16 protein-coding genes are annotated in these 23026 nt (G+C 48.9%); 8 read left to right on the forward strand and 8 right to left on the reverse strand.

Annotated elements, in window-relative coordinates; all coding sequences use genetic code 11:
- Window positions 1-38: 38 nt before the first annotated feature.
- The 4 genes from rpsD (at window position 39) to T499_RS0101630 (ending at window position 3010) form a co-directional block, all read left to right on the forward strand.
- Entirely contained in the window at window positions 39-647 is a 609-nt protein-coding gene (rpsD, locus tag T499_RS0101615; RefSeq protein ID WP_013064747.1) for a 30S ribosomal protein S4, read from the forward strand.
- Between the two features lie 14 nt (window positions 648-661).
- On the forward strand, window positions 662-1654 hold the full coding sequence (locus T499_RS0101620; RefSeq protein WP_013064365.1) for a DNA-directed RNA polymerase subunit alpha: 993 nt from the start codon (window positions 662-664) through the stop codon (window positions 1652-1654).
- Window positions 1655-1684: 30 nt separating this feature from the next.
- Window positions 1685-2179: a 50S ribosomal protein L17 gene (gene rplQ / locus T499_RS0101625; protein ID WP_013065636.1), complete on the forward strand. Its 495-nt coding sequence runs from the start codon at window positions 1685-1687 to the stop codon at window positions 2177-2179.
- A gap of 132 nt (window positions 2180-2311) precedes the next feature.
- Window positions 2312-3010 carry a glycine zipper domain-containing protein gene (locus T499_RS0101630; RefSeq protein WP_013063848.1) on the forward strand — a complete coding sequence of 233 codons (699 nt, stop codon included), beginning with the start codon at window positions 2312-2314 and terminating at the stop codon, window positions 3008-3010.
- 8 nt (window positions 3011-3018) lie between these two features.
- Here T499_RS0101630 and T499_RS0101635 read toward each other — a convergent pair whose 3' ends face one another.
- The 6 genes from T499_RS0101635 to T499_RS0101660 form a co-directional block, all read right to left on the reverse strand.
- Window positions 3019-3531 (reverse strand): septal ring lytic transglycosylase RlpA family protein, encoded by a 513-nt coding sequence (locus T499_RS0101635; protein WP_033149490.1) that lies wholly within the window; start codon window positions 3529-3531, stop codon window positions 3019-3021.
- A 55-nt stretch (window positions 3532-3586) separates the two neighbouring features.
- Window positions 3587-4924 carry an NADP-specific glutamate dehydrogenase gene (gene gdhA, locus T499_RS0101640; RefSeq protein WP_033149491.1) on the reverse strand — a complete coding sequence of 446 codons (1338 nt, stop codon included), beginning with the start codon at window positions 4922-4924 and terminating at the stop codon, window positions 3587-3589.
- A 106-nt stretch (window positions 4925-5030) separates the two neighbouring features.
- Window positions 5031-5771: a LytR/AlgR family response regulator transcription factor gene (locus T499_RS0101645; RefSeq protein ID WP_033149492.1), complete on the reverse strand. Its 741-nt coding sequence runs from the start codon at window positions 5769-5771 to the stop codon at window positions 5031-5033.
- A 42-nt stretch (window positions 5772-5813) separates the two neighbouring features.
- Complete coding sequence (locus tag T499_RS0101650; protein WP_052173278.1) at window positions 5814-6863, reverse strand: sensor histidine kinase; 1050 nt, start codon at window positions 6861-6863, stop codon at window positions 5814-5816.
- A 77-nt stretch (window positions 6864-6940) separates the two neighbouring features.
- The gene (locus T499_RS0101655; protein WP_033149494.1) at window positions 6941-9397 is read right to left on the reverse strand and encodes an outer membrane beta-barrel family protein; all 2457 of its coding nucleotides are present in this window, start codon (window positions 9395-9397) and stop codon (window positions 6941-6943) included.
- Window positions 9398-9527: 130 nt separating this feature from the next.
- Entirely contained in the window at window positions 9528-10811 is a 1284-nt protein-coding gene (locus tag T499_RS0101660) for an O-acetylhomoserine aminocarboxypropyltransferase/cysteine synthase family protein (protein ID WP_013063038.1), read from the reverse strand.
- A 144-nt stretch (window positions 10812-10955) separates the two neighbouring features.
- Here T499_RS0101660 and T499_RS0101665 point away from each other — a divergent pair, with 144 nt between their 5' ends.
- Complete coding sequence (locus T499_RS0101665; protein WP_084162847.1) at window positions 10956-11930, forward strand: S66 peptidase family protein; 975 nt, start codon at window positions 10956-10958, stop codon at window positions 11928-11930.
- Between the two features lie 4 nt (window positions 11931-11934).
- On the opposite strand, the gene T499_RS0101670 is transcribed toward T499_RS0101665, so the two are convergent.
- Both T499_RS0101670 and T499_RS0101675 read right to left on the reverse strand, forming a co-directional pair.
- Complete coding sequence (locus T499_RS0101670) at window positions 11935-12351, reverse strand: DUF6078 family protein (RefSeq protein ID WP_255327354.1); 417 nt, start codon at window positions 12349-12351, stop codon at window positions 11935-11937.
- 94 nt (window positions 12352-12445) lie between these two features.
- A complete protein-coding gene (locus T499_RS0101675) occupies window positions 12446-16450 on the reverse strand; it encodes a hybrid sensor histidine kinase/response regulator transcription factor (RefSeq protein WP_033149495.1) in 4005 nt (1334 codons plus the stop codon).
- 180 nt (window positions 16451-16630) lie between these two features.
- Here T499_RS0101675 and T499_RS0101680 point away from each other — a divergent pair, with 180 nt between their 5' ends.
- From T499_RS0101680 to T499_RS0101690, 3 genes are read left to right on the forward strand one after another with little or no spacing between them, the layout of a single operon-like run.
- Window positions 16631-17638 carry a glycoside hydrolase family 43 protein gene (locus T499_RS0101680; RefSeq protein ID WP_033149496.1) on the forward strand — a complete coding sequence of 336 codons (1008 nt, stop codon included), beginning with the start codon at window positions 16631-16633 and terminating at the stop codon, window positions 17636-17638.
- Between the two features lie 33 nt (window positions 17639-17671).
- Window positions 17672-19681, forward strand: coding sequence for a hypothetical protein (locus tag T499_RS0101685; protein WP_033149497.1), 2010 nt, complete (start codon window positions 17672-17674; stop codon window positions 19679-19681).
- A gap of 30 nt (window positions 19682-19711) precedes the next feature.
- Window positions 19712-23026 carry a SusC/RagA family TonB-linked outer membrane protein gene (locus T499_RS0101690; RefSeq protein ID WP_033149498.1) on the forward strand — a complete coding sequence of 1105 codons (3315 nt, stop codon included), beginning with the start codon at window positions 19712-19714 and terminating at the stop codon, window positions 23024-23026.

Genomic DNA, 23026 nt, shown 5'->3' on the forward strand with positions numbered 1-23026 from the left:
ATTAGAAGGATTATTAAGAAGAAACATATTTTATTATTATGGCAAGATATTTAGGACCGAAATCAAAAATTGCGCGTCGTTTTGGTGAGCCCATCTTCGGCGCAGACAAAGTTTTGTCTAGGAGAAACTTCCCTCCTGGACAGCATGGCAACAACCGTCGTCGTAAGATGTCGGAGTATGCAGTCATGCTGGCAGAGAAGCAGAAAGCCAAGTATACCTATGGTGTACTCGAGCGTCAGTTCCGTAATATGTTTGAGAAGGCAGCTAAGGCTGAGGGTATCACTGGTGAGGTTCTGCTGCAGAACCTCGAGAGTCGTCTCGACAACGTAGTATTCCGTCTTGGTATTGCTCCAACTCGCGCTGCTGCTCGTCAGCTCGTAGGTCACAAGCACATTACAGTTGATGGTCAGGTTGTTAATATTCCTTCTTATGCTGTTAAGCCTGGTCAGGTTGTAGCTGTTCGTGAGAAGTCTAAGTCACTTGAGGTTATTGAAGCTGCTCTCGCAGGTTTCAATCACAGCAAGTATCCTTGGATTGAGTGGGATGAGAATGTAAAGGGCGGTAAGTTCCTGCACAAGCCTGAGCGCGCCGACATCCCCGAGAATATTAAGGAGCAGTTAATCGTTGAGTTGTACTCTAAGAACTAAAATCATTTAAATTAATGGCGATATTAGCATTTCAAAAACCCGATAAAGTCGTAATGTTGGAGGCCAACGACAAGTTCGGCAAGTTCGAATTCCGTCCTTTGGAGCCTGGCTTTGGTGTAACCATTGGTAACGCCCTTCGCCGCATTCTGCTTTCATCACTCGAGGGTTATGCTATCAACACCATCCGCATTGCTGGTGTTGAGCATGAATTCTCATCAGTTCCCGGTGTAAAGGAAGATGTAACCAACATTATCTTGAATCTGAAGCAAGTTCGATTCAAGCAAATAGTAGAAGAATTCGAGAACGAGAAAGTAAGTATCACGGTCGAGAATTCTACAGAATTCAAGGCTGGTGATATCAGCAAGTATCTTTCTGGATTTGAAGTGTTAAATCCCGATTTGGTGATTTGTCATTTAGATTCCAAAGCATCGATGCAGATTGATATTACAATCAACAAAGGTCGTGGATATGTACCCGCCGATGAGAATCGCGAGTTCTGCACCGACGTTAATGTAATTGCAATCGATTCTATTTACACTCCGATCCGTAACGTAAAGTACGCTGTTGAGCCATATCGTGTTGAACAGAAGACCGACTATGACAAGCTGGTACTCGAGGTTACTACGGACGGTTCCATCCACCCAAAGGATGCACTGAAAGAGGCTGCTAAGATCCTCATCTACCACTTCATGCTGTTCTCTGACGAGAAGATCTCTCTCGAGAGTTCTGAGACTGAGAGCAACCAGGAGTTCGACGAGGAGATTCTGCACATGCGCCAGCTGCTTAAGACTCGTCTCGTTGACATGAACCTCTCGGTTCGTGCCCTCAACTGCCTCAAGGCCGCTGATGTTGAGACACTTGGCGATCTGGTACAGTACAATAAGACAGACCTCCTGAAGTTCCGTAACTTTGGTAAGAAATCGCTCACTGAGCTTGATGATTTGCTCGAGAGTCTGAATCTGTCGTTTGGAACTGATATTTCAAAATACAAACTGGACAGAGAGTAATCTCTTGCCCAATAAAAGCAAAAAATAATTATGAGACATAATAAGAAATTTAATCATCTCGGTCGTACTGCATCTCACCGCAGTGCCATGCTCGCAAACATGGCTATCTCGCTGATCATGCACAAAAGAATCACTACGACCGTAGCAAAGGCTAAGGCCCTGAAGAAGTATGTAGAGCCCCTGATCACTAAGGCTAAGGAGGATTCTACCAACTCTCGTCGTGTAGTATTCAGCTACCTCCAGAACAAGGAGGCTATCAAGGAGCTTTTCTCTACTGTAAGTGAGAAGGTTGGCGATCGTCCCGGTGGATACACTCGTATCATTAAGCTCGGTACTCGTCAGGGTGACGCTGCTCAGGTTTGCTTCATCGAGCTCGTTGACTTTGATCCAGAGATGGCAAAGGATACTAAGAAGAAGTCAACCCGTCGTTCACGCAAGGCTGCTCCAAAGGCAGAGGCCGCTGAGGCTCCCGTAGCTGAGGCTCCTGCAACTGAGGCTCCTGCTGAAGAGGCTAAGGCTGAGTAATCGTTAGAATTTTATATTCTAATTATAAAGAATAGGGATTTTCCTACCAAAGTGTGGGGGAATTCCTTTTCTTTTTTTTGTATATATGCGTATCTTTGCACCGAAATAGTTAATTAGTTAGTTAGATTGGTTATGAAGAAGTTGTTTGTTATGTCGCTTGGTGCCATGCTGCTGCTGAGTAGTTGTGGCACCTACACGGAGACAGGGGCTACCACAGGTGCCTGGTTCGGATCAATCATCGGTTCGGCTATCGGAGGCCTTTCTGGCGGTCCACGTGGCAGTGATGTCGGCACGCTGATTGGCATGGCCGGTGGTGCAATTGTTGGTGCAGCTGTAGGACAAGCAGCCGATGAAGCGCATCAAAAGAAGGTGGAGCAATACGAACAGCGCCGTATGGATCGTGGCAGCGTTCAACGCCAGTCGGATTATGACTATCCCGATGATCGCATATATATGGATAATACACCAGCTCGCACACCTGATGTGTTGGAGATCCGCCGTCCGATGCTGATCGACAGTAGTCGCGACCAGGTGCTGGCACGTGGTGAGGAGGCCAGAATTGTGTTCGAGGTTTATAATACAACAGATAAGATTCTGTACCGCGTACGTCCTAATGTAACAGAAATAAGCGGAAACAAGCATATAGAGGTTTCTGACAACGTAATGATAGAGAGTATAGCCCCAGGTAAGGGCATCAGATATACAGCGCTCGTACGGGCTGATAATGGATTAAGAGATGGCGAGGCTGTTTTCCGTATAGGAGTTTTTCTAGGTCGTAATGAGATTGTTTCCCAGACAAGGGAGTTCAGGATTCAAACAAGTAAGCGATAGGGTTCGTCCTATCGCTTCTTTTTTTCTTTATGCTCCTGCTGCTTTTTCTGTTTCATCTGTTGGTTTAGTTCAACCCAGATTGGTGTGGCGGCATCGCCATCGCTGGTACTTAAGTCGAGCTCTGGCTTGCTGAATACCTCGGCAGGTTTGAACGGGATGACCGACTCGTTAAACTCCTCGACAATCACAGGGGCTATGCCCTGGGCGATGATGCCTAACTCTTTGGCGGCACGATGCGAGAGGTCGATAACGCGACCTTTAACGTACGGACCACGGTCGATGACCTTTACGATAACATGGTTACCATTGGCTGGGTTGGTTACTAACAGCAGTGTACCGAAAGGGTAGGTGCGGTGGGCGCATGTAAGACTGTCGTGATGCAGTCGCACACCGCTGGCCGTTCGGCGGCCGCTGGAGCTTTTAGAATAAAACGAAGCCTTACCGCTCTCGGTTTGCGCCTGAGCGGTAAAGCTTATTATTAGTGTTAGTGTCGTTGCGACTATTTTATGTATAAGAACCATCAATTAAACGATATGCCTGAAGGCATAACGTATAGACCTTGGCTATCGCCGAGCTCTACACAATGCCCTGAGCGAGCATAGCCTTAGCGACCTTCATGAAGCCGGCTACGTTGGCACCCTTTACATAGTTAATGTAGTTGCCTTCCTTACCGTACTTCACGCACTGCTCGTGGATACCACTCATAATCTGGTGCAGACGCTGGTCAACCTCCTCAGCGGTCCAGCTCATGCGCATTGAGTTCTGAGTCATCTCCAAACCTGATGTGGCTACACCACCGGCGTTAACAGCCTTACCAGGAGCGAACAGCTGACCAGCGGCGATGAACTTGTTGACAGCCTCGGCTGTGCAACCCATGTTAGATACCTCGGCTACGCAGAGTGGCTTGTTGGCCAGAATCATGTCGGCATCAGCACCATTCAGCTCGTTCTGAGTAGCACATGGCAGATAGATGTCAGCCTTCTGCTCCCAAGGCTTCTTGCCTGCGAAGAACTTAGAACCCTCGAACTCCTCCTCGTATGGCTGACATACGTCGTTACCACTGGCACGGAGCTCCAGCATGTACTCAATCTTCTCTGCATCGAGACCTGCGGGATCGTAGATGTATCCATCAGGACCTGAGATGGTGATAACCTTGGCACCCATCTCGGTGGCCTTCTTGGCAGCACCCCATGCTACGTTACCGAAACCTGACAGAGCAACGGTCTTACCCTTGATGTCGAGTCCGTGAGTCTCCAGCATGTGGTGAACAAAGTAGAGTGCACCATAACCTGTAGCCTCTGGGCGCAGGATAGAGCCGCCCCATTCCATGCCCTTACCAGTGAGGGTAGCGCCATGGAACTGGCTGGTGAGCTTCTTGTACATGCCAAACAGATAGCCAATCTCGCGACCACCTACGCCGATATCACCGGCAGGTACGTCCATATCAGGACCGATCACCTTGTACAGCTCGCACATGAATGCCTGGCAGAAACGCATAATCTCGGCATCGCTCTTACCACGGGGAGCAAAGTCGGATCCGCCCTTGCCGCCACCCATAGGCAGGGTGGTAAGTGCATTCTTGAAGGTCTGCTCGAAACCGAGGAACTTCAGGATACTGAGGTTTACTGATGGGTGGAAACGCAAACCGCCTTTGTAGGGACCAATGGCGCTGTTGAACTGCACACGGTAACCGATGTTTACCTGTACCTCGCCCTTGTCGTCGACCCAGGGCACACGGAAAGTAGTGATACGCTCTGGCTCTACGATGCGCTCTATGATTTTGGCTTTCTCAAACTCGGGGTGCTGGTTGTACACATCCTTAATGCTGTCCAACACCTCTCTTACTGCCTGTAAGTACTCCATTTCGCCTGGATGCTTCTGCTCCAAGGCCTGCATAATTTTCTCAACTTCCATTGTCGTTAAAACGTTTTAAGTTTACATTTTGTTACTAATTGTACTGCAAAAGTAGGAAAATTACAGATACCATCCAAGTAAAAACCCGAAAATTTTTATCGCAAAGTTACATTTTGTTAATTGTGCGCGTTCCCAGGAATTTATGGAAGGCATCTTGGTAGCCATCGGGCACGTGAATAATCTCGTTTCCGATGTAAATGCAATCGTTGCGGTCAACCTTTCTTATTTTGTCAACCGCTATAATATATGATCGGTGTACACGCAGAAATTTCTCAGGTGGCAGCATCTCCTCAACAGCTTTCATCGTGAGGTGGGTGATGAGTGGCTTGGGCTCGCTGTCGAGATAGAACATCACGTAATCCTTCATACCATTTACATAGATGATATCACTGATGGTGATATTACGCAACTCGCCATCCACGCGAACGAAGATGGCTGATGGGTGATTGGTGATGGGGGATGGGTGTTGGCTGACAGGCGATTCGCTTTTGGCAAACCACTCCTTGGCTTTCTCTACGGCCACCATGAACTTGTTATAGCGGATGGGCTTGAGCAGGAAGTCGAGGGCACTCACTTCGTAACTCTCAAAGGCATACTCCTTGAAGGCAGTGGTGAACACCACGCGGGTTTCTGTTGGTATCATGTGTGCCAACTCCATGCCGTTCAGGTCGGGCATCTGTATGTCGAGGAACAGCAGGTTGGGCTTCTGCTCCTTAACGGCGTTGATAGCCTCTACCGAGTCGGTGAAACTGCCCAGCAGTTTCAAGTCGGGTGTCTTAGCTACAAACGATTCCATCAGCTTTACGGCCAGTGGCTCATCATCTACTATAATACAGGTTAATGGCATATAATGTTTAATCTTTAATCTTTAATGTTTAATGTATAATGTTTAATGTATAATGTTTAAAGTAATCCTCACGTGATAGATATCATCTTCGAGCGTTTGCTCCCAGGTATAATGCCCCTTGTACATCAGGTCGAGGCGGCGACGGGTGTTCTCCAGTCCGATGCCCGAACCACTACGGTCGGCATCATCCTTGGGGAAGTTGGTGTTGTCGCAGTTGAATATCAGTTCGTCAGCGTTCTGCAGCAATCGGATGTCGATCTTCGACGGACGGTTGCTGCTCACACCGTGTTTGAATGCATTCTCTACGAGTGATATGAATAGCAAAGGAGCTATTTCCATGTTCTGTTTGATATCGAACGATGTGGTTACCTCTGTTTTTTCGTTGCAGCGCAGTTTCATCAGTTCGATATAGTTACGCATAAACTCCACCTCGCCCTCGATGGGCACCGTTTTCTTATTTGTCTCGTACATAGCGTAGCGCAACAAATCGCTCAGTTGTGCGATAGCATCCTGGGCGGCATCTGCATCTATTTGGCACAAACTCGAAATATTGTTGAGTGTATTAAATAAGAAATGTGGGTTTATCTGATTTTTGAGCCAAGCCAGTTCGGCCTCAGTGTTCTTAGCTTTCTCTTCCTTGAGCTGCTGCTTGATCTGTCGGATACGCATAAAGTGGCGTATGCCGATGGCGATAGCGCCCACAAAGCAGTTGAGCAGCATAAACATCAACATGCCAGCAAAGATACCTATCCACATGTTTGGTGTCATCGTTATCTCATGCGGAATGCGGTCACGATGGAACCATAGCATGAAGAACTGACTGTTCATCAGTAGGATAGTGAGCAGGTTACACAGTGCGAACCACCAGAACCTGCGGCGGAAAAACAGGAATGGACCGAACAGGTAGAAGTTGATGAAATAGATTACGAAGGGCGAGTGTAGAATACCCCAAACCACAAAGAACGAGGTCTTTGTGGCATGTAAGTCTTGCGTGCTAAGGAATGTGGCCAGCGGCATTGCCAGTATGATGATGGCCCAAACACCAAGCTGTGTCAGTAGTAACCAGATATTTTTTTTATCTATCTTCTTCATAACGCTTGCAAATATATGAAATAATTTAGAATAAAGCATCCTTTTTTGTAAAAAGAACGCTTTATTCCATCTTTTTCTTACATATCGCTGCCGATGCTGTTCAACATCTCACCTTGCGACTGCTGCTCGATGAAGTCGTTCTGTACGCGGCTCTGGTGCTGCTTCTGCGACATTCTTGAGTTACCGAAGGTGTAGCTAACGGTGAAGGTTACGCCGTAGATGGGCACCTTGATGCTGGTGTTGCTGGTAAAGTCCTTACCGCGGCTTGATGTCTCAATATTGATGTTGCCGCCCTTGTTCAGTCCCATCAGTCCTGAAATGCTCAGGTTCAGCTTATCCTTGAGCAGACTCTTCGATACGCTGGCTGTTACCAGGTTGAAACCGCCGCTGTAGCCCTGCAGGTTGTAGCTCTTGGTAGAGGTGATGGCGAAGGCGCTCAGCTTCAGGTCCCAAGGCAGTGTCTGCTGTATGCCGGCCATGATGTTGGCTGTCCATCCGCTGTTTTTCTGGTCGAGTGCTGTACTGCGCAGGTCGGTGTAGTTCAGACCGCCGTTGAAGAAGATACGGGTATTCTTAGTGAGCAGGTAGTTAACATAGCCGCTCAAACCAGTCTGATGACTCTTTACAACGTTGCCGTAGGTGGTGTTCAGCAGGTTGTCGTTATCGTAGAAACTGTACTGCGAGATGGCGTTATCCACAAAATTGTGATGCAGGTTCAGGTTTACCATCAACTTTGATGTAAAGGCATTGTAAACCAGCGATACGTTATGGGCCTTCTCAACATCCAGGTCGGGATTACCGTAGCTCAGAGCAATGGGGTTGGTCTTATCAACGTATGGGTTCAGGTAAGAGATACCAGGACGACTGATTCGCATATTGTAGGTAAGACCGAGATTTGAACCTTGCGAGATGGTGTACTGCATGCTGGCTGTAGGAACCAGACTACCGTAACTGGTGCTGAAGTCCTGACCGTTACCCAGATGATACTCAACATCCTGCCAGGTGTACTCGTAGCGCAGACCAGCCTTGAGACCGAACTGACCAAAGTTGCCTACATACTCGCCGTAACCGGCCAGGATAGAGTTCTTGTACTCGTAATCGGAGCTTGAACTGGGATCGTAGGTGCCCTTCAGATAGTACTTGGCATCTGATGTGGCATCGTGCAGTTGCAATTTACTACCCATACTCAGTGTTTGTCCCTGTGCCAGTGGCATGGTGTAGTCGAGCTGGAAGATGTGGTTGGTGGTCTTATCCTTATTCTCCGAGAAACGGTCGGTCAGATCGATAATGGTCGAGCTTGTTCCAAAGTTGTTGGTCATCTCGGTGGTGGCGGGGCTGTAGTTCAACTGGTAGGTCAGAGCCAGGCTTTGGGTGTGCTCCTTGTTGAAGAAACGCTGGTAGTCGATACTTCCGCTGAATGAAGTACGTGAGTTCTTCATATCTGTAGTACTGCCGTAACTGAATCCATTGCCGTAAGCGTTGCCACCCATGGTGGTGGTAGATGTGCCGGTGCTCTTCATGTTCATCGAGTTCACCTGGGCAGTCAGGTTCAGCACACTCATCGAGTCGAGCTGGTATCCCAGACTCAAGCTTCCCATGGTGAATGGTGTTTTTACGTTGTTGCTCGATGTCATCAACTGGCTAACTCCGTTGTCCTGAATCTGTTCCATCTCGGTGGTGGTGTTGCCAGGTTTGTTGTAGCTGGTCATCACGTTGGCGCTATAACTCAGCTTACCCTGCTGTCCGTTCAGGAACAGGCTTCCGCCCAACTGCTTGTTACCAGCCGATGCACGTACAGTTCCGTTATAGCCGTTCATGCTCTGTGCAGCCTGTGGATTCTGTTTGTTCATCACAATGTTCAGCACGCCGGCAGCACCCTCGGCATCGTACTTGGCGCCTGGGTTGGTCATGACCTCGATGCTCTTAACGGCTGAGGCTGGCATGCTCTTGAATACCATTGATGGGTTGCTCGAGAACATCACGTTTGGCATACCATCTACATAGACCTTAAACGATGAACTACCGTTTACGGTGATATTATCCTGTCCGTCAACCGTTACCATGGGCACTTTGCGCAGCATGTCGAGCACGGTGTTCGACTTTGAGTCCTCGTCCTCGGCTACGTTGTAGCTCATCTTGTCGACCTCCATTTTTACCAATGGCTTCTGAGCAACAATCTCCACACCTTTCAGCATGGTTTCATTCTCTTTCATAAAGATCGTACCCAGATCGAGTGGCGTTTCTTTTCCCAGTTCGATGCTCTGGCGCAGCTCTTCCTTACCTACGCTGCTGAATACGATGTCGAACTTACCCTTACCTTTTACCTCCTGCTGGAAGCGACCGTTCTCGTCGGTGATAAACATGGCGATGGGTTTATCGCTCTTGCCTGCCTTAAACACGCGTACGGTGGCAAATGGTTCGCCCTCATTCAAGGTTTTGTCCATCAGTACGCCACTAACGGTAGTCTTCTGTGCCATTACTACTGCTGAGAGTGTCAGCATCATTGTTACCAGGAAAAATCTAATCTGTTTCATACCTTTTATATTTTTAATTTTTACATTCTTGAATTTTTAAATTTTTCTGCTGCAAAGGTATGAAAAAAGGGGGCAAGCGTGAAATCTCTTTCGACGTTTGCCCCCCTGTGTTTCGACGTTTGCCGTCGGCTTATATCTTTTCGAGTGCCTGCTTGATGTCGTCCAGGATATCCTCTACATCCTCGATACCTACTGAAAGACGGATCAAGTCGGGTGCTACACCAGCCTCGCGCAGCTGCTCATCGCTGAGCTGACGGTGGGTGTGACTGGCAGGATGCAGCACACAGGTGCGGGCATCGGCCACGTGGGTTACGATGTTGATCATCTCCAGCGAGTCCATCCACTTAATGGCTGTCTCGCGAGTACCCTTCAGTCCGAAGGCAATCACACCGCAGCTGCCGTTGGGCAGATACTTCTGTCCCAGTGCGTAGTACTTATCTGTAGGCAGTCCGCAGTAGTGTACCCAAGCCACCTTATCGTTGGCGTTCAGGAACTCGGCTACCTTCTGTGCATTCTTGCAGTGCTGGGCCATGCGCAGGTGCAGTGTCTGCAGTCCCATGTTCAGCAGGAACGAGTTCTGTGGGGCAGGGATAGAGCCCAGGTCGCGCATCAGCTGAGCCACCAGTTTGGTCATGTAGCCCATCTTGCCAAAGGCCTTTACGTAGGTAAGTCCGTGGTAGCTCTCATCAGGTGTACATAGTCCGGGGAACTTCTCGGCATGAGCCAACCAGTCGAAGTTACCGCTATCCACAACACAACCGCCAACCTGTGTGGCCATTCCGTCCATATACTTGGTGGTACTGTGGGTTACGATATCGGCACCCCACTCAAAGGGGCGGCAGTTTACTGGTGTGGCAAAGGTGTTATCCACAATCAGGGGAACACCGTTCTTGTGAGCAATCTTAGCGAAACGCTCAATATCGAACACGGCACAACCAGGGTTCGAGATAGTCTCGCCAAACACAGCCTTTGTGTTCGGGCGGAAGGCTGCCTGAATCTCCTCGTCGCTGGCTTCGGGCGATACGAAGGTACATTCGATGCCCAGCTTCTTCATGGTGACGCCAAAGAGGTTGTAAGTGCCACCATAAATCTCGTTCGATGTGATGAAGTGGTCGCCAGCCTGGCAGATATTGAACATAGCGTAGAAGTTAGCTGCCTGACCGCTAGATGTGAGCATAGCACCTACACCGCCTTCGAGTGTGCAGATCTTAGCTGCTACCGCATCGTTGGTGGGATTCTGCAGACGGGTATAGAAATAGCCCTCCTTCTCCAGGTCGAACAACTTTGCCATCTCCTCAGAGTCGTCGTACTTAAATGTAGTACTCTGGATGATGGGCAACTCAATTGGTTCTCCGTTCTTGGCCTTGTAGCCGGCCTGTACACAAAGTGTACCTTGTCTTAGTTTCTTTACCATCTTGATCCTCTTGTTTTACAATTTGCCGGCAAAAGTACAAAAAAGATGGCAATATGCCAAATTTTGGGCGTTTTTCTTGCATAAATTGAAAGAATTGTTTATCTTTGCAACAGAAACATGTCTCCGTGACTATCTATTAACTTTATGACGAAAACAATTGTACCGCCACCGTTTCTAATACCGGGTGATAAGGTCGCATTGGTGTCGCCTGCCTACAGGGTAGATGAGGCAGTGATAGCCGAAGCCGCAGCAGTTATCGAGAGCTGGGGCTTACAACCTGTTATCGGTCCTCATACCAACTGTTTGAATGCTGATGTGTATGCAGGCACAGCCGATGAGCGTGCAGCCGATATGATGTGGGCACTGCAGGATGATAGCATTAAGGCCATCATCTGTAGTCGAGGTGGTTACGGCTCTATCCATCTGCTTAACCGTATCAGTAGGGATAGTTATCGTCAGCACCCCAAGTGGCTGGTGGGGCATGGCGATATTACCACACTGCTTTATGCTGAGGCTGGGGCAGGGGTGATGAGCATGCACGGACCGATGGCATTCCAGTTGGCAGGTAATCTGGAGCCCTGTTCTACGTTGATGCGCAATATGCTGTTTGGCATGGTGCCGCATTTTAAGGTGCCTGGTAATCCAAACAACCAGTGCGGTCATGGCGAAGGTATTCTGATAGGTGGAAATCTGTCGAGCTATTCGGCCATCGCAGGAACAAAGTTCAACCTGCCCGAAGATCAGGACATTATTCTGTTTCTTGAGGAGATGGAAGAGTCGTTGCACGATATCGACCGTTTGTTCTATATGTTGCGACTGCAGTTAGATTTCTCGCGTGTAAAAGGTATTGTCTTCGGTACTTTCAGTTCTATCAGGTTCGATATTCAGTACGATAGCGTTGAGCAGATGCTTATTGCGCATCTTAACGATCTGGATATTCCTATTGCCTGCGGACTGCCCTTTGGTGCTAACAGGTGTATGCCGCTGTATGTGGGAGCTACATGCACACTTGATGTAACACCCGATGTAACTACGCTTGCCTTTGATGTTGAGGGCGACGTACAGACTGTTGATGTGGCACCTGCCGATCAACAACTCTTGAAATCACAAAAAGATTAAGTTCTTACCACAGGTAATCTTCTACCTCCCCGTCGAACTTGATGGGGCCTTGCCAGTTGTTGGCACGCATTACCTGTTCTATCACCTTTTGCTGGTCGGGTGTTATTAGGCGTTCGCCCTTACGCATCTGGAAATACTGCTTGCGCCCGAACTTAGCAATCAGCTGTCGACGTATCTTAAACTCCAGGTGCCAAGGCATGTCGTAATACATGTTGGTAAAGCCTTTCTTCTTGATAACACGTATATCTTCGCGATACAACGGACAACTGTCGCTTCCCATCAGTGGGTTATGTGGGTTAACAGACAGGTATGTTTCTCTACTGGTATCGGCATAACGGCCTACCATCCATCTCAAACAGTGCCTGTGCAACGGGCAACTGTCTATAAAACATATAGTATAGTGGTCAACTTTATCTTTCATGTGGCAAATATACAAATAAATACCGAATGTGCATCACTTTTTGCAATAATTTTTCTATCTTTGCGGCATGATTATGAAAAAAATAACTATAAGCCTAATGGTTTTGCTGTTGTGCGCGGTTACTAGTATATTCGGATGGTGCCACGCCAACTACTTTCTTGAATACCTTTGAGAAGTAGTTGGGGTCGGCAAAGCCGCAGCTGTAGGCTGTTTCCGAAACATTATGTCCGTCGGTAATCATCTGGCAAGCCTTTTGTATGCGCTTGTGGCGGATGTAGTCGCCAGCCGAGGTGTTCATCAGATTCTTCATCTTGGTGTGCAACAGACTGCGACTCATACCTAATTCGGTGGTGATATCGGTAACCGAGAAGTTGGCGTTGCCGATGTTGCTGTCCACCAGTTCCATCAGTCGCTGGATAAAGTCGCGGTCGAGCTGCGTCAGACTGTCGTTCTGTTTCAGCGATTCTTCACCGTCATTAAAGATGGATTGCTGACGGTTCTGTATCAGTTTGAGAAGGTTACTGATCTGTAGCGAAAGCGATTCGGGGTCGAAAGGCTTCAGTACATAGGCATCGGCACCGTTGCGATAACCATCCTTCACGTCCTCGGGATCGCCCTTGGCAGTGAGCAGAATCACGGGTATATGACTGGTGCTCATGTTGCCTTTTATCATGTTACATAGCTCGGCACCGGTCATCACAGGCATCATCACATCCGATACCACCAGGTCGATATCCGAACGACTGATGGCGATGTCCCATGCTTGCTGTCCGTCGGGCGCCGTTATCACGTTGTAATCGGCAGCAAACAGCTGCTCCAGGAATTTCAGCATATCCTCATTATCCTCAACCACCAGCAAGGTATGTTTATGTGTTGCTGAGGCCGATGGGGCAGCAGTGGCCGAAACGGCACTGCCCGCGATGGTAACGGGTGTGGCATCGAGTTTACTGAGATAGTTGCTTACCGTGGCTTGTTCGCTATCGCCTGCTATCTTGTTCTTATCCGAGAATGCGTTGCCTGAGATGTTCAGCAGTATCGTAAACGTGCTGCCCTTGCCCAGCTCGCTCTCTACCGATACCGAGCCTTTATGGATCTCAACCAGTCGGCGGATGAGCGCCAGACCGATGCCCCAGCCACTGCTGTTGGTGCTGTAGCCGCGCTTGGTTTGGTAGAAACGTTCAAATATATTCTTCTGCTCGTCTTTGATAATGCCGATACCGGTATCGGTTACCTGCATCTTCAGGAACAGGTCGGGCGAATCCGCCGTCTGTGTAATCTCGGCATGGATGGTGATGGCGCCGCCGTTACCTGTGAACTTGATGGCGTTCGACATGAGGTTGTTCAGTATATGCTCGATATACGAGGGCGAGAACCAACCGTCTTCGCCGTTGTCGATGCAGTTCACGGTGAGGTGTAAGCCCTTGGCCTGAACGGCCTCGTTAAAGTTATCGGCCACCACACCCACAAACTCCACTGGGTTGCCCTGCTGTACGTAGAACGGGAAATTGTCTGACTCAATCTTGTTGAAGGTCACCAGCTCGTTAATCAGGTGTTCCATCTTAGAGCAGTTGCGAATGGCAAGGTTCAGCGATTCGCCCACCTCCTTATCCACCTCGCTGGCGCTGATACTCTTTAGTGGCGCGATGATGAGCGAGAGTGGTGTCTTGAGCTCATGTGATACCATCGTGAAGAAGTTCGACTTCATGCGGTCGATCTCCTCAACCTTGGCTTTCTCCATGTTGGCATAGCGTACCTTGGCCTGCTCTTTCATGCGGATATTGTAGAGCGTGAGTCCGCCCCACACCAGTGCGGCAAAACATATAAAGTATATAATGTACGCGAGGGTGGAGAGATAGAACGGTGCCTTGATAACGATGGTAAGCGTGCGTTCAGGACATTTATCCCAGTCGCTGTCGCAGGTGTTTGCCCTTACGTGCAGCTGGTAGGTGCCCGGACTGAGCAGATAACCATAGAACCGGCGTTCGGCACCTACACTGCGCCATTCCTTATCAATACCATCCACCTTTATCTGATACTGTATGCCCTGCACATTCTCGGGCATCACTACACCATACTCGATGTGGAACGAGTGCGACTCTTCGTAGGTGAGTGTGATGCTGTCGGTATAGTCGATCTGCGAGCGTACCTGATCGTTTACAAACAGTTTCTTGAAATGCACATACATGTTCCTGGCCTCGGTGTGCATCTGTTTGGGCTGGAAGGCTATCAGACCGTCGAAGGTTCCCATCAGCACGCGTCCGTCGGTGGCCAGATAGGTTGATGTAAAGTTAAACTGGTTGACGGGCAGTTCGGCACCTGCCGAGAAACAGCGGGTATGCCCATCGCTCAGTCGGTGGCTGAACAAACCTTGGTCGGTACCAATCCACAAGCTACCCGTTTTATCCTCAACAATGCTGCAAACCGTACATTGGCGGGGTATCCATGTGCCTGCCTGATGAATTTTGCCGTTCTTGTTGTTGAGCCAGAACAAGCCGTTATTGTTAGTGCCTATCCACAGGCGACCTTTCGAGTCCTCGAATGACGATATGATGTAATTATCGGTCAGTCCGCTGCCGTTATCCCTACTGTAACTTGTTACCTTGCCGTTGCTGATGCAATACAAGCCGCAAGCCACCGTGCTGGCCCATAACTGGTTGTGGCGATCTACAAACAGCGAGTAGATAAATGTGCGGTCCAGCAGGTCGTCGCCTATCGTGCAGAACGTATCCGATTGCTCGTCGTAGTAGCGCAGTCCCTCCATGGTGGCTATCCACAAGCGTCCGTTCTTATCACGGGTCAGGTAAAAAACACCCTCCGATGTAAGTCCCTTGGTACGGTAATACTGGGTGGTTTTGCGGGTTTGAAGATTATAACGGTATAATCCCTTGAATCGTGTGCCAATCCAGATATCCGATGTCTTCGCATCGTAGTAGATGCTATGCGTGTTCGAGTCTAGACCAGGAATCTCGGTAAAAGGTGTGAACAGACCTGTGATAGAGTTGTAGATGTTTACACCCTGGTCTTCGCTAGCAATCCAGAAGATGCCAGGCGATGTCTCGGTAATCATGCGTGGTATGCGCGCCTTTAACTCGCCTTTCGCGGCACTGGGCTCGAAATGGCGGAACTGCGGTTTCTGAGTCGACAGATAATCTACGCCACCGAAGTATGAGCCTATCCAGATGTTGTTCTGACGGTCGGCCAGGATAGTATATACCGCATTGTCCGACAGACCGTCGCTACCATAGTGCTTCTGTGTGAGTATGCTGCTGCCATCGGGATTCAACGTCAGGATGCCGTTCTCGGTACCAAACCAGATGCGGTGCTGCTTGTCCTCGATAATCACACGGATGATGCCGCCGGTTAGTTGGTTGGCTGTATAACGCTGTTGGGCATGACTCTTCAGATTGTAGCAGATGGCACTACCATCGTTGCAGCCCACCCATAGGCGCTGTTTTGAATCAACTAGCAAGGGGAGGATGGCGTTATGGCTTACGGGCTGTCCATCGTTCAGACTGATGTTTAGCGGTAGTATCTTTGTGAGGTTAGCGCTCATCGAGAATATCATCTGACTGGCCGACACGTAGATGTTGCCTGCCCTATCCTTAGCCAGCGAGGCAATGGTGCCGGCATTGAGCGATGGAATCACTACAAACGAGTCGGTCTTGGCATCGTAAGCATACAACTGTCCCGAGCCGGTGAGTATTCTGCCGTCGTTGGTCTCTACAAAACTGGTGCAGTAGCCCCTTACGTTGAAATAGTTACGGAAGTCGTCGGTTTCGGGACGGTACATACTCACACCGTTCTCGGTACTAATCCATAGGCGGTGCTTGCTATCCACAAACAATCCATGAACAAAGTTATGCACTAATGAGTTGGGCTGTCCCTCAACATGGTAGTAGGTATCTACATTATAACCATCATATCTGGCCAGTCCGTTACGTGTACCTATCCATATATAGCCGTTGTTATCCTGTACCATGCACTCGACCTGCTGGTTGGGTAAACCGCACGAGGTGTTCAGATGCTGGAACTTAAAGTCGGCAGCATTTACCATGACGCTGGCAAATATCCAAGTAAGGAGTAACGTTATATATCGCATAGCTTCGTTTTTATCTGTGTGCAAATTTAGCGATTAATTCTGATATTACCCCTATTTTTGTGCAGTAATTCTGTACTTTTGACGATATTACCCGTTTTCAGAACAATATTACCCGTGCCTAATAATCCTTTTTATTACTTTTGCCGCTGAAATCTTTATTACCAACCCAATTGTAACTAAATGTATAAGAAAGCCAATTTAAGATTATCGATGACTCTGATGGCAGTACTTACTGTTTTACCATCATGTAGTTCGAACGACACGGGTAGCGCAGTAGCACCTGTGCCCGAGAAACCATCTGTACCCCAACAGGAAGTGCTGACTGAAGCCGACCCCACCATTTTTGTGGATACCGATGGCACCTATTATTTATATGGTACAGGTAGCAACTCGGATACTGGTTTCTATGTATACCGTTCTGCCGATATGAAAACCTGGCAGGGACCGGTTGGTAATACCAATGGGTTCTGCTTAACGGGGGCTACCTCGTATGGTACTACAGGTTTCTGGGCACCACAGGTAGTGAAACGTGGCGATACCTATTATATGTTCTACACAGCCAACGAGCAGATTGCCGTAGCAATAGCCACCTCGCCCAAAGGACCTTTTACCCAGCAGGAGAAAAAGTGCATTGCTACCCCAGGAAAAGCGATCGATCCTTTTGTACTGTTTGATACCGACGGTAAGGTTTATCTGTATCATGTGCGATTGCAGGATGGCAACCGTATCTTTGTGGCCGAGATGACCGACGACCTGATGGGCATTAAGGAAGAAACAGCCCAGGAGTGTATCCATGCCTCGGAGCAGTGGGAGAATACGGCACAGGCCAGTTGGGGAGTAACCGAGGGTCCTACTGTACTGCATCTTGGCGATACCTATTATATGTTCTACTCGGCTAACGATTTCCGTAATATCGACTATGCCGTTGGTGTGGCTACAGCCTCGTCGCCTTTCGGTCCTTGGACCAAATCATCGCAGTCGGTTATCAATCGTGCCAACATAGGCTATTACGGCACCGGTCATGGTGATATGTTTAAGGATGCCCAGGGCCAGTGGAACTACGTGTTCCATACCCATAACAGCTTTACCGAGGTGAGTCCCCGAAAAACTGCCGTTGTTGGATTATCACAGACCAGTCAAGGTTTTGCAGTTACCAATGGCACGTTCCATTACTTATATAAAGAGTAACCCACGCAAGCAACCAACAAAAACTTTTATTATATGTTCAACAAAACTTTTTTATTAACAGTCTTTGCTGCTTTTTCGATGAATGCTTCTGCTATCAACATCCAAACGCAGATTAGTATCAAGCAGCCAGGCAACGAGGCAAAAATTATTCAATTACAGGCCGACGGCAATCAGCTAAAGCCTGCCGATGGTAAGGCATTGCCTTTGCACATCAGTGCGCAGTTGGCAAACGATGGCAACGATCAGGTTTATACCGTTACCATCAAGGCCGATGCCACTACGTATTACAACTTCGGTGCGCAGCTTGCCACAGGCATCAAGTCGGCCGATAGTGAGTTCTATCTGCCAGGTTTCTGGTATCACCGCAACCTGCGCTCGCCCAAGCAGGCGCCGGCTTTCCACACTTCAAAGAGTTGGAACTTCCGCGAGGATCGTCTGTCGTCGCCCATGACGAGTGTCTATGATGAGGCTAATGGTAAATCGGTATCTGTGATCCGACTGCTCGATAGCCCCAAGGAGTGCCTGACCACACATCAGCAGGGTGAAATCATTCTGAGTGGTGAGACTTCTTTGGGTTATTTAGGTCTGGATTGCGAGCAGCAGGAGGCTAAACTTACCTTCGGCTATCCTTATATCGAGACCCCTAAGCGCTATATTCGTAAGCTCACCCTGGCAGCTCCGGTATTTGCTTTCGCTAAGATTGAGAAGGGCGAGACCAAGACATTGAAATGGCGTATTGCTGAGAGCGAAGCTCAAGATTTTGGCGAGCACGTAACACTGATGTGGCAGCGCTGCTTCGATAACCTGAAGCCACAGGCATTGAAGCCACTCTTTACGCCTGAGGAGATGAAGAAGGGACTGACTAACTATTTCCGTCAATCGTATGTAAGCAACTATCCCTTGAAGTACAACTCGGGTCACACCTTGCTTACCAGCGATTGTAAGCCTTTCCCCGAGGCACAGGTAGGTTTCTGTGGTCGTGTGCTGCTGAATGCCTTCAATGCTATCGAGTACGGCGAACAGCATGGCGAGCAGGATCTCGTAACCATGGGTAATGAGATTCTGGAGAGCTATCTGCAGCATGGTCTTACCAGTGCAGGTTACTTCTACGATAACGTGAACTTTACACGTGGTTTCCCAAGCGATGATAAGGTAGTACACTCTATCCGTCAGCAGTCAGAGGGTGTTTATGCCATTCTGTTATATCTCAAGTACGAGAAGGCACACGGTCGTCGTCATCCCCAGTGGGAGGCACGTATAAAGGGTATCCTGGATGGATTCCTGAAACTGCAGAAGGCCGATGGCAGCTTTGCCCGTAAGTATCACGACAATGGTACCGACGTGGATGGCACTGGTGGTAGCACACCATCGTCTACCTCAGCCTTGGTGATGGGTTACCGCTACTTCGGTAAGAAACAGTACCTGGAGGCTGCCCGTCGCACTGTTGACTATCTGGAGCAGAATATCATCTCAAAGAGCGATTACTTCTCATCAACCCTCGATGCTAACTGCGAGGATAAAGAGGCTGCCATTGCTGCTGTTACTGCTACCTATTACCTGGCAGCTGTAACCAAGGGTAAGGAGCGCCAGCGTTATATCGACCTGTGTGAAAAGGCTGCTTACTTTGCCTTGTCGTGGTATTACATGTGGGATGTACCCTTTGCACAGGGTCAGATGCTGGGCGACTTAGGTTTGAAGACCCGTGGCTGGAGTAACGTATCGGTAGAGAACAACCATATTGATGTGTTTGTATTCGAGTTGCCACACATTGTAAAGTGGTTGGGCCAGCAGAAGGGTAACCAGCGTTTCCTGCAGATGCACGATGTAATCTTTAACTCGCTCTCACAGCTGATGCCTACACCCGAGCGCCTTTGTGGTATCTCAGTACCCGGATTCTATCCCGAGGTAGTACAGCACACCACTTGGGATTATGGTATGAATGGTAAGGGATTCTATAATAACCTCTTTGCACCAGGCTGGACTATCGCCTCGCTCTGGGAAATGTATTCACCAACACGAACAGATGATTTTCTGAAGAAATAAACAAAAACAATTAAACCTAAACATCAAGAAATGGAAAAAAGATTAATTACCTCGTTGGTAGGCGCAGCTATGCTGATGGCAGCTTCGCCAGCTTTAGCCGAACGAAATCTGGCCTTATCGGTTCATTCCAGTACTGTAGCAGCCACTCAGCAGCAACGTACTGTTACTGGTACAGTGGTTGATGCACAGGGTGAACCCCTGATTGGCGTTACCGTTAAGGAACAGGGCACGCAGAATGCCGCTGTTACCGATATGGACGGACGTTTTAAACTGCAGCTCAGTAAGAGCGATGCACAAGTGGTGTTTACCTATATCGGTTACGTAGATGTGACTGCTCGTGCTACCGATAACATGGTAGTAACCATGAAGGAAGACCGCAACGAACTGAACGAGATAGTAGTAGTGGGTTACGGTACCCAGAAAAAGGTGAACCTGACAGGTTCGGTGGTATCGGTAAACCTTGAGAAGGAAGCCAACTCGCGTCCTGTTACCACTGTGGCCCAGGCATTGCAGGGCATGGCTGCCGGTCTTGATATCCTGCAGGGCTCAGGTAAGCCCGGCGCCGAGAACTTCTCGGTAAACATCCGTGGTGTGGGAACCATGAACGATGCCAGTCCGCTGGTATTGGTAGATGGTATGGAGATGAGTCTCTCGGATGTGAACCCCATGGATATCGAGAGTATCTCGATCCTGAAGGATGCTGCATCGTGTGCCATCTATGGTAACCGTGGTGCTAACGGCGTTATCCTGGTTACAACCAAGAGTGGTACCGAGGGTAAGGTGAATGTAACCTATACCGGAAGGTTGTCGATCAACAAACCGTCAAAGCTGGTTCGCTTTATGTCGAACTATGCCGACTATATGGAGATGGTGAACGAGGCCAGCGAGAATATCGGTACAGCCGGCAAATATCCACAAAGCGTGATTGACCAGTGGCGTCAGGCTGAGGCTAATCCTAATGGCATTGCCGAGTCGGGCTATCCCAACTACGTGGCTTATCCTAACACCGACTGGTATGATGAAATTTACCAGACCAAGGTAATGCAGGAGCACGCTATCTCTTTGTCGGGTAAGGACACCCGCACACGTTATAACCTTGGATTAACCTATCTCGATAACCCTGGTATGATTGTTCGTTCGGGCGAGCAGAAGTACTCTATCAACCTGAAGCTGATTTCGGATGTAACTAACTGGTTACAGCTGGGTGCTCAGGTATGGGGTACACACAGCGATCGCGACCGTAACAACGTGGATGCCCTATCGAGCTGGGAGTTCCTGAAGACCGTGCCTGGTATCTATCCTTATTACGATGGTAAGTTTGGTGGTATCGAGACATCGGTTGAGGATGGTGCTGCCCACAACCCCATGCAACTGTTGAATGGCGATGGCGACAGTTACTATAAGACTACCCACGCTTACAGTACCGCCTATGCTCAGGTGAAGTTCCTGAAGGATTTTACCTTCAAGTCAACCTTTGGTTACGACTACTACAATGCCCGTCATAAGTACACCGACGGACAGAACGAGAGCTATAGCTTCAGTCGTAACGAGGTGGTGGCATCGCCTGCTGCACTCGAGGCCCTCTCAAGCTATATGTACTATCACCACTACTATAACTGGAAGATTACCAATACCCTGAACTGGGCCCACACCTTTGCCCAGAAGCACGATGTAGGTGCGTTGGTAGGTTTCGAGGAAGGTAAGAACAGCGATGGTAATACCGATGTGAAGAAGATGGGTATGATTGATGCCACACTGACCGACCTGAATACCCTGACATCGGAGGAGTACACACGTGGTAACTTTACCGGTTATACCTATCGTTCTTGGTTCGGTCGTTTGAACTATGCCTACGATTCACGTTACCTGTTAGAGGCTAACTTCCGTTACGATGGTTCTTCACGCTTCTCACCCGATAACCGTTGGGGCTTCTTCCCCTCTGCATCGGCTGGATGGCGTATCAGTGAGGAGGCTTTTGCCAAGAACTCATTCCTCAGCGTATTCGATAACCTGAAGCTGCGCGCCTCTTATGGTAAGCTGGGAAACTCATCGGTTGATAACTATGCTTATCAGTCGTGGTACGAAACAGGTTACACCACCATGGGTGGCAAGAAGGTGCCCCGTTTTTACCTGAAGAACCTGCCTAACATGAACGTAACCTGGGAGACTACCAAGACCTTCAACCTGGGTCTCGACTTCAGTACCCTCGGTGGTCGTCTGTCGGGTGTTATCGACTACTACGACAAGCAGACCTCTGGTATCCTCTACCGCCCGTCTATCGGACTGATCTTCGGTGATAAGGTGGCTCCATTGCAGAACCTGGCTGGTGTTAGCAACCGCGGTTTGGAGATGACCTTCCGTTGGGAGGATAAGATTGGCGATGTAACCTATGGTGTGGCTGTTAACGGTTCGTTCAATAAGAACAAGGTAACCGACTATAAGGGTGGCATCATTCAGGGATGGGGTGCCGATCCTAACAATCCCGATCCTAACGTGTACTACTCTAACCTTGGTGAGGTTTCGTCGGGTGGTACCCAGCGCCTGGTTGAGGGACACATGATGAACGAGTTCTATGTATATCCTATCTATAGCGGTAACGGAACTTATTACGATGCCAACGGTGTGGTTAACCCCAATGGTGGTCCACGCGATGGTATGATCCGTACGCCCGAAGACCTGAAGTGGGTACAGGATATGATTGCTGCCGGCTACTCGTTCGAGCCACAGCACGCTGTTACCCAGAATGCTATCTGGTATGGTGAGTATATCTATGCCGATACCAATGGCGATAAGGTTTATGGTGGCAGTCACGACCAACAGTTCATGGGCGAGTCGAACGTTCCTAAGTTTACCTTCGGTATGCAGATGCATGCAGAGTGGAAGGGTATCGACCTCTCGATGAACTGGGGTGGAGCCACAGGTTTCTCAACCTACTGGCGTGAGATTGGTCAGAACTCATCAAACGTGGTATTTGGTTTGAGCATCCCACAGTGGATTGCCGACGATCACTACTTCTATGATCCCAATAACCCCAACGATCCTCGTACCAACATTACTTCGAAGAATCCACGTATGTCGCTCGAGAATCCAAGTATGAGTGATGCCCTCGACAATACATTCCATCTCTATAGCTGCGATTACCTGAAGCTTCGTAACCTTACTATCGGTTACACATTGCCAAAGAGCATCAGCAGAAAGATCTATGCCGAGAACCTGCGTGTTTACTTCTCGGGCGAGAACCTGTGGACTATCACCAGCTTCCCCGGACTTGATCCTGAGATGCGCTCTGGTGAGGGTTATGCTACCATGCGACAGCTCTCATTCGGACTGAATGTAACATTTTAA

This window comes from Prevotella sp. RM4, assembly GCF_000701965.1.
GTDB classification, from domain to species: Bacteria; Bacteroidota; Bacteroidia; order Bacteroidales; family Bacteroidaceae; genus Prevotella; species Prevotella ruminicola.